At 62.9% G+C, this 13,161-nt stretch carries 15 protein-coding genes and 1 tRNA gene; 9 read left to right on the top strand and 7 right to left on the bottom strand.

Annotation, left to right across the window (positions count from 1 at the left end; all coding sequences use genetic code 11):
* Positions 1–44: 44 nt before the first annotated feature.
* Entirely contained in the window at positions 45–299 is a 255-nt protein-coding gene (locus ACIQUS_RS15710) for a hypothetical protein (protein ID WP_403048252.1), read from the bottom strand.
* Between the two features lie 87 nt (positions 300–386).
* Positions 387–602, bottom strand: coding sequence for a hypothetical protein (locus ACIQUS_RS15705; protein WP_403048251.1), 216 nt, complete (start codon positions 600–602; stop codon positions 387–389).
* 88 nt (positions 603–690) lie between these two features.
* On the opposite strand from ACIQUS_RS15705, the gene ACIQUS_RS15700 reads away from it, so the two are divergent.
* From ACIQUS_RS15700 to ACIQUS_RS15690, 3 genes are all read left to right on the top strand, one after another.
* Positions 691–975: a hypothetical protein gene (locus ACIQUS_RS15700; protein ID WP_403048250.1), complete on the top strand. Its 285-nt coding sequence runs from the start codon at positions 691–693 to the stop codon at positions 973–975.
* Positions 976–990: 15 nt separating this feature from the next.
* Complete coding sequence (locus ACIQUS_RS15695) at positions 991–1,230, top strand: hypothetical protein (RefSeq protein WP_403048249.1); 240 nt, start codon at positions 991–993, stop codon at positions 1,228–1,230.
* A 61-nt stretch (positions 1,231–1,291) separates the two neighbouring features.
* Positions 1,292–1,522 carry a hypothetical protein gene (locus ACIQUS_RS15690; protein WP_403048248.1) on the top strand — a complete coding sequence of 77 codons (231 nt, stop codon included), beginning with the start codon at positions 1,292–1,294 and terminating at the stop codon, positions 1,520–1,522.
* Between the two features lie 19 nt (positions 1,523–1,541).
* Here the strand turns inward: ACIQUS_RS15690 and ACIQUS_RS15685 are convergent, their stop codons facing one another.
* Positions 1,542–1,727, bottom strand: a complete 186-nt coding sequence (locus tag ACIQUS_RS15685; RefSeq protein WP_403048247.1) for a hypothetical protein — start codon at positions 1,725–1,727, stop codon at positions 1,542–1,544.
* 105 nt (positions 1,728–1,832) lie between these two features.
* Here ACIQUS_RS15685 and ACIQUS_RS15680 point away from each other — a divergent pair, with 105 nt between their 5' ends.
* On the top strand, positions 1,833–2,069 hold the full coding sequence (locus ACIQUS_RS15680) for a DUF4224 domain-containing protein (protein WP_403048246.1): 237 nt from the start codon (positions 1,833–1,835) through the stop codon (positions 2,067–2,069).
* 3 nt (positions 2,070–2,072) lie between these two features.
* Positions 2,073–3,137, top strand: a complete 1,065-nt coding sequence (locus tag ACIQUS_RS15675) for an integrase (protein WP_403048245.1) — start codon at positions 2,073–2,075, stop codon at positions 3,135–3,137.
* Between the two features lie 101 nt (positions 3,138–3,238).
* Here the strand turns inward: ACIQUS_RS15675 and ACIQUS_RS15670 are convergent.
* Positions 3,239–3,312: transfer RNA gene (locus ACIQUS_RS15670), tRNA-Cys, on the bottom strand.
* A gap of 311 nt (positions 3,313–3,623) precedes the next feature.
* Between ACIQUS_RS15670 and alkB the strand changes: the two genes are divergently transcribed.
* From alkB to ACIQUS_RS15655, 3 genes are all read left to right on the top strand, one after another.
* Positions 3,624–4,277, top strand: coding sequence for a DNA oxidative demethylase AlkB (gene alkB, locus ACIQUS_RS15665; RefSeq protein ID WP_403048244.1), 654 nt, complete (start codon positions 3,624–3,626; stop codon positions 4,275–4,277).
* 80 nt (positions 4,278–4,357) lie between these two features.
* A complete protein-coding gene (locus ACIQUS_RS15660; protein ID WP_403048243.1) occupies positions 4,358–5,635 on the top strand; it encodes a bifunctional O-acetylhomoserine aminocarboxypropyltransferase/cysteine synthase in 1,278 nt (425 codons plus the stop codon).
* A 212-nt stretch (positions 5,636–5,847) separates the two neighbouring features.
* Complete coding sequence (locus ACIQUS_RS15655; RefSeq protein ID WP_403048242.1) at positions 5,848–7,779, top strand: DNA topoisomerase III; 1,932 nt, start codon at positions 5,848–5,850, stop codon at positions 7,777–7,779.
* 206 nt (positions 7,780–7,985) lie between these two features.
* Here ACIQUS_RS15655 and ACIQUS_RS15650 read toward each other — a convergent pair whose 3' ends face one another.
* Positions 7,986–8,810, bottom strand: coding sequence for a class I SAM-dependent methyltransferase (locus ACIQUS_RS15650; protein WP_403048241.1), 825 nt, complete (start codon positions 8,808–8,810; stop codon positions 7,986–7,988).
* Between the two features lie 46 nt (positions 8,811–8,856).
* On the bottom strand, positions 8,857–10,950 hold the full coding sequence (locus ACIQUS_RS15645) for a TonB-dependent siderophore receptor (protein ID WP_403048240.1): 2,094 nt from the start codon (positions 10,948–10,950) through the stop codon (positions 8,857–8,859).
* Positions 10,951–11,073: 123 nt separating this feature from the next.
* Between ACIQUS_RS15645 and ACIQUS_RS15640 the strand changes: the two genes are divergently transcribed.
* Positions 11,074–11,940, top strand: coding sequence for a LysR family transcriptional regulator (locus tag ACIQUS_RS15640; RefSeq protein ID WP_403048256.1), 867 nt, complete (start codon positions 11,074–11,076; stop codon positions 11,938–11,940).
* Here ACIQUS_RS15640 and ACIQUS_RS15635 read toward each other — a convergent pair.
* Entirely contained in the window at positions 11,914–13,065 is a 1,152-nt protein-coding gene (locus tag ACIQUS_RS15635) for an HPP family protein (protein ID WP_403048239.1), read from the bottom strand. The two genes, ACIQUS_RS15640 and ACIQUS_RS15635, sit on opposite strands and share 27 nt — an antisense overlap.
* Between the last annotated feature and the right edge of the window lie 96 nt (positions 13,066–13,161).

Below are 13,161 nucleotides of genomic sequence, written 5' to 3'. Positions count from 1 at the left end.
CACTTCATAGCAACTCCTTCATCTGATTGCTCAACTGTAGTTGATCACAGCGAGGTTTCCCCTATGCCCACAGAAAACCGATCCAGCAACACCGAGCAGATGGTCAGCTGCAATTTGAGTAGACCGAACACCGCACAGATATTCTGCGCTTCCGCGACACCTGCGAGGACGGTCAGGACTACGACGTGCCGAAAGATCGAATGGAGTCGCTCGCCCGCATAGGCCTGGTTCGCGCGTTTGGATTTGGTCGTCACCAAACAATCAATGCCGGCGATTCGGAACTTCTGGTGAACCTGCATCAGATCACAACAGAAACTAATACCGATAATTGGTATCAAGTTTCTGCAAACGATCCAGATCGAGTGGTTTGGGCTGTTACGCCCCTCTCACTCCGGCAACGCTTTTCTGAGCATTTGCACAGCGATCTCGATCTCGTTGATGGCACCTGGAACATGATCTGCAACCACCCAAGACCAGCGGGTGTTAGCCGTCAGCCCACCGATCGCCTGCCTGCGCAGTAGCTCAGCCATGCCCTGCCTCTCGGCCACGGCGATGATAGCCAATAATGCCTGCTCAAGATGAAACACTCTATCAGCGGACATGAGCTTCGATCTCCAGGAGTGAGAACATAAGTGTAGTTCCCAACCCATTCCTCCCCCAAGTCAGCCGCCATGGCTGAAGGACAAAGTTATGCCTGAAGAAAAGATCGAGTTTGTAGCTACGAAGCCATTCGTCCCGGCCGAAGTTAAACAGTTGCACTATCGGATGAGGGTACTTGAAGGGGCTGTGGATATAGTCGACAAGCAGCGTGACCACTGGATTGAGGAACGCAAGAAACGGGACGCCCAGCTACGCGGTGTCACCTGCTACATCCTCCAATGGCTGCCTCACCCAACAGCAAGCTGCAGGCTAGCTCTCCCCGCACGAAGCCCCACCCGAACCTACACCCGCACTGGCGCCTGGGCGCTGGATTGATGAGAGGTATCAGCTGTGAGTGAAAAGTCACTGCGCGAGAAGATCATCGGCTACATGCAACAGCGCGAGCAAAGCACCCGCGGCTGGTTCTGTACCTGGTGGTTCAAGTTCCACGTGTCCGGTGCCAGCGGCACGCCGGAGATACGCCGGGAGTTGGAGCGGATGGAGAACGACGGGCTGGTCGAGTCGGATCGAAGCCAGAACAACAACACGAAGTGGCGACTGACTAAGGCGCCCGAGGAGCTACAGCCATGATCCTCCTACCCATCGCCGCCCCGCTCTACATGGCCTGGATGATCTGGAAGGGGCCGAGACCATGAGTAAGCCGCACGCGAGAACAACCACAAGCGCCAAGGTCACCATAACCCTCGAACTGTCCAGCCTAGGGTCCTGGGGCCCCGACTGCACAATCGACCAGGTTTACCGGCAAGCACGCGAAGCGGCGATCGGGCGCTTGAACAAGGTGTTGAAGGATCACGTCGCCAGCACACGCATCCTCGGCCCAGTGATCGTCGAAGCAATCACCACCGATCTCGAAAAGCGCTAACCCCTCCCCCTACAACAACTCAAGCCTGCCGGCGCATCGCCCAGAAGTGCACCGCTGCCAAAACCACACCTGGCAGGGCCAGCCCAAGGCCACTGTAGATGAATGCAGGCTGGTCAGTCAGCACCCCGCTAGTAACGAATCCGACGCCCGTGGGTATCAGCGTGATAACTGCGTACCCATACGGCTTTTTGGTTTCCTTACCCATAACGATCCTCCTCGTTCAATCCCAATTTAACCATATGTGCTGGAGCGTCGCATGCCTCTAGTCCATCCCCACCTCTGCCGCCATGCGCGGCGTGGAGCCTATCCCATGGAACACACAAGCGAGATCCTCGAAGAGGAGGAAGTGGTGCGCCTGACTGGCTACCAAATCCCGAGCAAGCAAATTGCCTGGCTTGCCAACAACGGTTGGCAGTACACGCTCACCCGGGCAAGGCGACCAATTATTGGTCGGATGTACTTCCGAATGAAAATGGCCGGGGTAAAACCCTCGGCGACAAATGCTTCAGCAGAAACTTGGACACTGGACTTATCGCGCGTGGGGTAAAGGATGCGCAGCAGGAAGGCAACAAATAAGGACTTGCCGCCACGGATGTTGCGGCGGGTCCGGAAGATGAAAAGCGGGAAATTGTGGGTGGGTTACTACTACGACGGGAGGGATGCAGACGGGAAGCGGCAGGAAGTGCCGCTGGGGACTGACCTTGCTGAGGCCAAGCTGGAATGGGCACGCCTGGAACACAAGGCGAAGCCGAAGGTGATGGCGACGATGGGTGAACTGTTTGACCGGTACGAGCGGGATATCATCCCTGCCAAGTCGCCACGCACGCAAAAGGACAACAAGTACGAGCTGGAGCGTCTGCGCAAGGCGTTCGCTGACGCGCCGATCGAGGCTATCAGCCCGCCGGTCATTGCCCAGTACCGGGACGCCCGCACGGCCAAGACCCGGGCAAACCGGGAGATCGCCCTGCTCTCGCACGTTTTCACCATGGCGATGGAGTGGGGCTTTGCCGAGCGCAACCCATGCCTAGCGGTTCGCCGCAACAAGGAGAAGGTGCGCGACTTCTACGCAGCAGACGAAATCTGGGATTCGGTGTATGCCGAAGGCGACCAGGGCCTTAAGGACGCCATGGACCTGGCCTACCTGGCCGGCCAGCGCCCCGCCGACACACTGAAGTTCAGCACCGTCGACCTCGACGAGGACTACCTTTGGGTCGACCAGAACAAGACTGACAAGAAGCTGCGCATACGACGGCACGTCAACGGCGAGCTGACCGGCCTTGGCCTGTTCATCGAGGCACTGCTCGAGCGCCGCAAGCTGCAGGGCGTGCGCAATTCGCGCCTCATCACCAACGACTCGGGCCTGAGGATGAGCTGGGAAATGCTGAGAAACCGCTTCAGCGAGGCGCGGGATAAAGCAGCACGCAAGTTGATCGCCGATGGCAACACCGACTTGGCCACCAAAGTTCGGCAGTTCCAGTTCCGCGATATCCGACCGAAGGCAGCTTCGGAGATTGAGGACATCAGCCACGCCAGCCGGCTGCTCGGGCACTCCAAGGAAGAGATCACCAAGCGCGTTTATCGTCGCGTTGGCGAGGTGGTCAGCCCGACCAAGTAGAGGGCTGATGCGGAAACGATGCCCAATGATGCGGAAACGATCAGGTTTTCCAGCCCATAACGAAAAACCCCGCAGACCTTGATCTGCGGGGCTTTCAATAATGGAGGCCGAGGTCGGAATCGAACCGGCGTAGACGGATTTGCAATCCGGAGCATAACCACTTTGCTACTCGGCCTCAAATGCCCAAGACCCTTGAACCAGCAATCTCAAACATATACAACTCTGTAAGGAAACAACTCGCTAAAACCGCTATCTCCTTGAAAACGCTAGGCTTTTCAGCTGTGTCGCTTTCGATGGGGTGAATTATGGACTCATTCGATTGAGCTGGCAACCCCTTGAATTCAAAAAGTTTTATTTTTTTCTGCCGAGGGGGTTCAAGTGCCTTGGACACGGGGTTTCAAGCCAGGATCCGGGATGACGCACCCACACCAAAGCGCCTTATCATACGGGTATTGCCCTTGCCCGCCTACCTGGCTGTGAACGACGATGCAAACCGAACTGGACCTTTTCGACCCTGGCGCCCCACTGCAACCGCAGTGGGTGGCCGCGCAGGCCTTGGTGCTGCCAGGCTTTGCCCTGCCGCAGGTCGATGCCTTGTTGCCAGCGCTGCGCAAGGTCGTCGCAGCGGCGCCCTTTCGCCATATGCTCACCCCCGGCGGGCAGAAGATGGCGGTCGGCCTGACCAATTGCGGCGAACTGGGTTGGGTCAGCGACCGTAAGGGGTACCGCTACAGCCCGTTCGATCCCTTGACCCTCCAGCCCTGGCCAGCGCTGCCCGAGGTGTTGCTGGCGCTGGCCGGTCGCGCTGCCGCCCAGGCCGGGTTCGCTGATTTTCGCCCCGACGCCTGTCTGGTCAACTGCTATCGCCCCGGCAATCGCCTGAGCCTGCACCAGGACCGCGACGAACAGGACTTCAGCCAGCCGATCGTGTCCGTGTCGCTGGGTTTACCGGCGGTGTTCCTGCTGGGCGGGCATGTGCGCAACGCGCCCACCCAGCGCATCGGCCTGCGCCACGGTGATGTGCTGGTCTGGGGGGGCGAGGACAGGCTGCGCTTTCATGGGGTGCTGCCACTCAAACCCGGCGCCCATCCGCTACTGGGCAATCTGCGTATCAACCTGACCTTGCGCAAGGCCGGCTGAAGGCCCGGGCGTACCCCTTGACCGGTGCAATCGCTGCGCTCCATGCTCTGGCCTCCGTCAGACTTTCAAGGAGTGATTGCATGAAGCTGGAAACCCTGGCCATCCACGCGGGCTTCAGCCCGGATCCGGCCACCAAGGCCGTCGCGGTACCGATCTACCAGACCACTTCCTTTGCCTTCGACGACACCCAGCACGGCGCCGACCTGTTCGACCTGAAGGTCGCCGGCAACATCTATAGCCGGATCATGAACCCGACCAACGATGTGCTGGAGCAGCGCATGGCCGCCCTCGAAGGGGGTGTCGGCGCCCTGGCGGTGGCCTCGGGCATGGCGGCAATCACCTATGCCATCCAGACCGTGGCCCAAGCCGGTGACAATATCGTCTCGGTGGCCAAGCTGTATGGCGGCACCTATAACCTGCTGGCCCATACCCTGCCCCGCTTCGGTATCCAGACCCGCTTCGCGGCCCACGACGATATCGCCGCCCTCGAAGCCTTGATCGACAGCCGCACCAAGGCGGTGTTCTGCGAGTCGATCGGCAACCCGGCGGGCAATATCGTCGACCTCCAGGCCCTGGCCGATGCCGCTCACCGTCACGGCGTGCCGCTGATCGTCGACAACACCGTGGCCACGCCCATCCTGTGCCGGCCGTTCGAGCATGGCGCCGATATCGTCGTGCACTCGCTGACCAAGTACATCGGCGGCCATGGCACCAGCATCGGTGGCATCGTCATCGATTCGGGCAAATTTCCCTGGGCCGAGCACAAGGAGCGCTTTGCCCTGCTCAACACCCCGGACCCGTCCTACCACGGCGTGACCTACACCGAAGCCTTCGGCCCGGCCGCGTTCATCGGCCGTTGCCGGGTGGTGCCGCTGCGCAACACAGGCGCCGCGCTGTCGCCGTTCAACGCCTTCCTGATCCTTCAAGGCCTGGAAACGTTGGCCCTGCGCATGGAGCGCCACACCGAGAACGCACTGAAGGTCGCCCGTTACCTGCAAGCCCACGAGCAAGTGGCCTGGGTGAAATACGCAGGCTTGCCTGATCATCCGGAGCATGAACTGGCTCTGCGCTACACCCAGGGCAAACCCGCCTCGATCCTGTCGTTCGGCATCAAGGGTGGACAGGAGGCCGGTGCACGCTTTATCGACGCGTTGAAACTGGTCGTTCGCCTGGTCAATATCGGCGACGCCAAATCCCTGGCCTGCCACCCCGCCTCCACCACCCACCGCCAACTCAACGATGAGGAACTGGAACGGGCGGGTGTGCCGCGGGACATGGTGCGCCTGTCGATCGGCATCGAGCACGCCGATGACATCATGGCCGACCTGAGCCAGGCGCTGGAGGCGAGCCGTTCGTGAGCGGCGTGACCTGGTGACCGTCATCGCAGGCTTCGCCAGCTCCCACAGGATGCACCGCTCACGGTAGGAGCTGGCGAAGCCTGCGATCGACTGCGCAGCAGTCGCCCCAGGCATATACAAAAACTGTATATGCATACAGATAAAACTTGCCTCCACCGCCAATCCTGCGCATCCTATGCCCTACCCAAGCCACTGAGCGACACCCCGCCGGCATGCGCCTGTTTCTCTGCGAAAAACCCTCCCAGGCCAAGGATATCGCCAAGGTCCTCGGCGCCAACCGCCGCGGCGATGGCTGCTGGGTAGGCACTGACGTCACCGTCACCTGGTGCATCGGCCATCTGCTGGAAACCGCTCCGCCCGACAGCTACGACGCGCGCTACAAGCGCTGGGCGCTGGCCGACCTGCCGATCATCCCCAACCAGTGGAAAATGCTGGTCAAGCCCAAGACCGCCAGCCAGTTCAAGGCAGTCAAGCGTCTGCTGGGCGAAGCGCGGGAGCTGGTGATCGCCACCGACGCCGACCGCGAAGGCGAGATGATCGCCCGCGAACTGGTTGAGCACTGTCGCTACCGTGGACCGATCCAGCGCCTGTGGCTGTCGGCCCTGGACGACGCCTCGATCCGCAAGGCCCTGGCCACGCTCAAGCCGGGCAGCGAAACCTTCAGCTTGTATCACTCGGCCCTGGGCCGCTCGCGGGCCGACTGGCTGATCGGCATGAACATGAGCCGGCTGTTCACCCTGCTCGGTCGCCAGTCCGGCTACCAGGGCGTGCTGCCGGTGGGCCGGGTACAGACGCCGACCCTGCGCCTGGTGGTGGACCGCGACCGCAGCATCGCCGACTTCGTACCGGTGCCGTTCTGGGCCATCGATGTCCAGCTCGACAGCGCCGGTGCGCGTTTTACCGCGCAATGGCGCGCCAGCGAAGACGCCTGCGACGACCAGGGTCGTTGCCTCAACCAGGACCTGGCCCGGCAGGCGGCCGCCGCCATCGGCAATGCCGGCACGGCCCGCCTGGTCAAGTTGGCCACCGAGCGCGTACGCGAGGCGGCGCCCCTGCCCTTCGACCTCGGCACCCTGCAGGAGCTGTGCTCGAAAAAGCTCGGCCTCGGTGCCCAGGAAACCCTCGACATCGCCCAGGCGCTGTACGAGACCCACAAGCTGATCACCTACCCGCGCAGCGACTGCGGCTACCTGCCGTCGAGCCAGCATGCCGAGGCGCCGGGGATTCTCGCCGCGTTGCTGCGTGCCGACCCCGGCCTTGCGCCCTTGCAGGGACACCTGCAGGCGCAACGCCGCTCGCGGGCCTGGAACGATGCCAAGGTCAGCGCCCACCACGGCATCATCCCCACCGCTGCGGCCAGCGACCCGTCACGCCTGCCGCCCAAGTACAAGGCGGTCTACACCCTGGTCCGCGCCCGCTACCTGGCCCAGTTCCTGCCCAACCACGAGTACGACCGCACCCAAGCCGATTTCGACTGTGCAGGTTTCGACCTGCGTGCGGTAGGCAAGCAGATCGTCGAGCCGGGCTGGCGCCGTGCCCTGCCCGAGGCGCTGACACCAGGCAAAGGTCGTGAGGCACCGGTTGCCCAGGTGTTGCCCGCCTTGCGCCAGGGCCAGGACTGCGCCGTCGTCGAGGTCAACCTCAAGGACCTGTGGACCCAGCCGCCCAAGCCGTTTACCGAGGGCGACCTGATCAAGGCAATGAAGAACGTGGCCAAGCTGGTGGACGACCCGCGCCTCAAGCAGAAGCTCAAGGACACCACCGGCATCGGCACCGAGGCCACCCGCGCCGGGATCATCCAGGGCCTGCTCGACCGCGGCTACCTGGTCAAGAACGGCAAGGCACTGAGCGCCACCCCGGCGGCCTTCAGCCTGATCGACGCGGTGCCCCGGGCCATTGCCGACCCGGGCACCACGGCGATCTGGGAGCAGGCCCTGGACATGGTCCAGAGCGGTGAGATGAGCCTTGAGGAGTTCGTCGCCAAGCAGTCGGCGTGGATGAGCAAGCAGGTGGAGCGCTGCGCGGGGCTGAGCCTGACCATCAGCGGACCACCGACCCAGCGGGCGCCGTGGAAGAAGAAGCGCAAGAGCGGTTCAGCACCGACCAAGCGGGCGCGCAAGCCGAGGACGAAGGCGCAAGGTTGACGGCCTTATCGCACACAGTCCTGGCAGCCTGACGGTGTAGCCGCTGCCGTCAGGCTGCGATCGGTCGCGAAGCGACCGTAAAACCTGGCGACCTCAATGTGTCAGGTACAACGAGGTGACCGTGTTGCGCCTGCTGCGCAGTCGATCGCAGCCTCGTTCCTCGGCAGCGGCTACGCATGAAGGTGCGGGCTTGCCCTGCACAACCATCACCCCCGCTTGACCGCCTGCAAGGTATAACTCAACGGCAAGCGCCAGCGATCCTTGCTCAACATCCACTCCCCATCCTCCCGCTTGCTCATCTGCCCCGGCAACGCCTCCCAGGGAATGCTGTCGTGTTCCACCAGCGCGGTGATCTGCATGCCATGGGCCAGCAAGGCACTGATGACCTCGCCCAGGCCATGGTTCCATTCGTGGGTCACCGTGCGGGTCAGCGGCGTGTCCGTGTCGACGTAGGTCTGGTCGCTGTCCCACACCGTCGGTGCTTCTCGCTCGAAATAGGGAAACTCGATCAGCAGCTTGTCTTGATGCTCCTCGTTCACCGCCAGCAACATCGGATGGCCTTCACGCAGGAATAGCCTGCCACCGGGCTTGAGCAAGGCCGCCACCGTGCGCGCCCAGCGCTCGATGTCCGGCAGCCAGATCAAGGCACCGATGCCGGTATAGACCAGGTCGAAACTGCCCGCAGCCAGCACCTGGTCGGCGGCGTAGACGTCCGACTCGACATAGTCGATCCTCGTCCCGCAGCGCTCTGCCAGTGCGCGTGCCTGGGCCAGCGACTGCGCAGAAAAATCCAGCCCGCTCACCTGCGCCCCCAGCCGCGCCAGCGACAAGGTGTCGGTACCGATATGACACTGCAAGTGCACCGCACGCAGTCCGCGGATATCGCACAGGCGCGGCAGGTCGAAACGCACGACCTCGGACAGGTGCCCAGGGTCGGCAATGAACGCGTCCACCTCATACTCACTGGACGCCGCATGCAACGACGCCCGTTCATCCCAGTTGAGGCGGTTCAGTTCCATCGAGTCGTTCATCCAGGGTCTTCCATTGCCAGGGGTGAGAGCCTCGACTATAGCCCGCTCACAACGCCAGGCTCAAACTGAGCATCAGGTTGCGTGGCTCGCCCGGCAGGTTCCACACCGCGTTGTAGCCGCGCTCGTAGTACTTGCGGTCGAACAGGTTGTTGAGGTTCAGGCCGACGGTGGCGTGCTCATTGACCCTGTAGTGGGCCAGCAGGTCGAGGGTGCTGTAGCTCGGCAAGCGAAAACTGCTCCCCGCCTGGCCTGAGCGTTCGCCCACATAGTTGGCCGCTGCACCGACATCCGACCCTTGCAGCAGACCCTGCTGGAATTCATACACCGCCATCACACTGCCGCTGTGCCGGGGGATCCCCAGCAGGTCACTGCCCTCGGGCAGGTTGGCATCGCCCTTGGTCACTTCGGCATCGATATAGGCGTAGGCACCGATCAGGCGCAGTGCTTCACTGAGCTGGCCGCTGAACTGCAAGTCGACCCCCTGGCTCCGGGCCTTGCCGGCCGCGATGCTGTTGCCCAGGGCATCAGTGGTAATGACGTTTTCCTTGTCGATATGGAACAGCGCGATAGTCGCGCCCAGGCGGCTGTCGAACAGGTCGAGCTTGAGGCCGGTTTCATAGCCCAGTCCCTTCTCCGGTTTGTACACCTGGCCCTGGGTGCCAATGCTGTTGGGTTTGAACGAGGTGGAGGCGTTAGCGAACACACCGACCTCAGGCGTGAGCTGATACAGCAGCCCTGCGCGGGGCGTGGCGACCTCCTTTTCCTGGCGGTTGCTTACCTGGCGGGGGCGGTTCTGCGCGGTCTGTTCGACACGCTCCAGGCGCACCCCGAGCAATCCTCGCCATTGATCTGTGAACGTGATCTGGTCCTGCAGGTTCAGGGCATAGCTTTCGGTGCGCTCGAAGAAGTCGTTGGGGTTGACCAATGCAGGCTTCGGCTTGCCATACACAGGGTTGTAGATGTTCAGGCCGTACGCCTGCGAGGTGGCGCTCTGCGGGTACTTCTGGCTGTTGCGGTAGTTCTCGTACTCCAGGCCGACCAGGCTCTGGTGCTGCCAGCCGGCGAACTGGAACTGGCCATGCAGTTCGGCCTGGGTGATGCTGTCGTTCCACTCGAAATCCCGCTCGCGGTAGAAGCGGCTCAGGGTCTCGCCGACCAGACGCTGGGGTTCGGAGCTGTTGCCCTTGAGCCGGCCCTGGGTGTAGTGGTTGGCCAGGCGCAGCTTCCAGTTCTCGTCCAGGTAATGCTCCAGGGTCAGGTCCAGGGTCTGATTGTCGTTGCGGATGCGTCCGTCGTTCGGCTCGCCGAAAAAGCGCGAGCGGCTGACCGGTCCCAGTTCATAGTTCACAGCAGGAATGCCGCGGTCGAACACCGACTCGGTGCGCGAGAACTCGCTGTCGATCGACAGCAGCGTGTCCGGGCTCAATTGCCAGCTCAGCGACGGGCTGACGATGCGTCGCTCGCTGCCGACGTAATCGCGAAAGCTGCCGTTGTCTTCCACCGCCAGGTTGACCCGCGACAGCACGCGGCCGTCTTCATCGAGCGGCGTGTTCACGTCCAGGCTGCTGCGGTAACGGTCCCAGCTACCGGCGCTGGCCTTGAAATGGCTGAACGCATCCGCCTGCGGTCGTTTGCTGACGATATTCACCAGGCCACCCGGATCGCCACGCCCGTAGAGGCTGGCCGCCGGCCCCTTGAGGACCTCGATGCGCTCGATGTTCGAGGTGTCCGGGGCGCTGTAGCTGCCACGGTTGACCGCGAAGCCGTTCTTGTACAGCTCGCCGGTGGTGAAGCCACGCACGCTGTAGTTGAGGAAAGTCAGGCCACCGAAATTGTTCTGCCGGCTCACCCCGCCGGCAAAATCCAGGGCGCGGTCGATGCGCGTGCTGTTGAGGTCTTCGAGCACCTGGGCCGGGACCACGGCGATGCTCTGCGGGGTGTCGCGGATATCGGTGTCGGTTCTCGTCGCCGTGCTGGAACGGGTGGCACGATAACCCTGGACCGGGCCGCTGGCGGTTTCTTCGAACTGGCGTTCGTTGACGTTCAGGGCTTCGAGCAATACAGGCTCTGCGGCGGCGGTGGGCAAGGCAAGCAGGGAGGCGGACAGGCCGAGGGACAGCCGTGCGGGGAACGGGTTCATGAAGGCTCCTTACAATTATGTAATAACATAACAATTAAAGGCCCCATTTGAAAGTTCGGTGGGAGCGCCCCACTTCGGTGCAAAACCTCTAGAATGGGCAACCTTCCCGACCTGGCAACCTCCATGGATATCGAGCTGGCCCGCACCTTCCTTGAAATCGTCCGCAGCGGCAGCCTGGTCGCCGCCGCCGAACGCCTGCATGTCACCCAGACCGCCATCACGGCCCGCGTACAGAAGCTCGAACAACACCTGTCCTGCCAGCTGTTCATCCGCAGCCGCAGCGGCGCCAGCCTCACCGCCGACGGCGAAGCCTTCGTGGTCTATGCCAACCAGCTGGTACAGACCTGGGAAGCCGCCCGCCGCGACCTGCCCCTGCCCGAAGGCTGCCATCAGGTGCTGCACATCGGCGGCGAAGTGAGCCTGGGTAACCCCATGGTGCTCGACTGGGTCGGCGCCCTGCACCAGCAAATGCCCAGCCACGCCATCCGCAACGAAGTCAGCGATGGCGAATCGTTGCTGCGTAAGCTGGAGATGGGCGTGCTCGACGCCGTGCTGGTGTACCAGCCCACCTACGGGCCGGGCCTGCAGGTGGAGCAGTTGATGGAAGAGAAGCTCATCCGCATCCGCCGCACGGACAAGCCCGAGCCCTACATCTATATCGACTGGGGCGAAGCCTTTCGCCGCCAGCACGACGCCGCCCTGCCCGAATGCGCGCGCCCTTCCCTGAGTTTCAACCTCGGCCCGCTGGCCCTGCAGTTCATCCTCGAGCACGGCGGCAGCGGCTACTTTCGTACCCGCGTGGTGCAGAGCTACCTGGACAGCGGTGTGTTCGAGCGCGTGCCCCAGGCTCCGGAGTTCACCTACCCCACCTACCTGGTGCACGCCCGCGAGCGTGACAGCGAGGCCTTGCAGCAGGCCTTCAGGATCCTGCGCGAGCGGGTGGCGGCAGGCGACAGTGACTGGTCACAACGCTGGGACCCGGTGATCTGACACCTGCGTGGCGCTGAGCAGGTGACGCTTGAGCCCGGCGATCAGGTCGGTCTGGGTGATCACCCCGACCAACCGCTCCCCGTCCATCACCGGCAGGCAGTGCAGGCCTTGCTCGCTGAGCAGCGGAATCAACGCCACCGCCGGGTCGTCACTGCGCACCGTGATCACCGGCCGGCTCATCAGCTGCTCCATCAGCACCTGGGGCTTGCGTGCGAACAGGCCACGCCAGCTGAAACGCGCCTGGGCCATGGCCGGCCCGACCAGGTCGCTCAGGCTGACAATCCCCACCAGGCGCCGCGCCTCATCCAGCACCGGCAAGGTCTTCAAGTGATGGCTCGACAGCAGTTGCCAGGCTTGCTGCAAGGTGGTCCCGGGCGTGGCTTGCTGCACGTCCCGCGACATCACCGAGGCCGCCGTAATTCCGCCCAGGCTGCGTTGCAAGGCATGCTGTTCGGTGGCCAGGATGATCCGCTCCAGCTCGTCGCGGGTCACGTCGACGAACTCACCCAGCTCTTCCAGCGCCTGGTCCAGATCCGCGCCGCTGACCCCGACCCGTTCACCGGGCAGCGCATCGGCGGTGTGGTGCAGGTCTTTGCGCGGCACGGCGGTCTTTGGATAACGCACCCCGGTCAGGCGGTTGTAGATGACCGCCACCGCCACCAGCACCAGGACATTGAGCATGATCGGCTCGAACACCTTGTCGCCCAGCGCCGCCAGCGTTGAATCGGCCAGCACCACACTCACCGCCACCCCGCCACCGGGCGGGTGCAGGCAACGCAACAGGCACATCAGCACCAGGGCCACACCCAGCGCCGACGCCGCAACCCACAGGGCCGATCCGAACAGATGATGCATGACCAACCCCACCGCCGTCGCGCAAGCATAGCTGCCAATCACCGGCCAAGGCTGCGCCAACGCGCCGGAATGCACGGCAAACAACAACACCGCCGTCGCCGCCAAGGGTCCCAGCAGGTGCAGCGCCACGGTGGGACCAAAGGCGTAACTGCACGCCAGACCGGCAAGAAACAGACCGAGCAACGCGCCAACACCGGCGCGCAGCCATTCTTTGGGAGGAATGTTCAGTGACGCTGGCAGCAGCCGGCTGAACCCGTTGCGTGTAGACATGGGAAAATCGTGTACCTGGCAGTAGAAAAAAGCCCGGCCAACGTGGCTGGGCTGAGTATTGCGAAGGGCAATACCTAATGGCTCCGTCCATGGAGA

Source organism: Pseudomonas sp. NPDC090755 (assembly GCF_044769005.1).
In the GTDB taxonomy this organism is placed as follows: Bacteria; Pseudomonadota; Gammaproteobacteria; order Pseudomonadales; family Pseudomonadaceae; genus Aquipseudomonas.
Note: the sequence above shows the minus strand (reverse complement) of the source record. Positions and strands in the feature narration are given on the sequence as shown.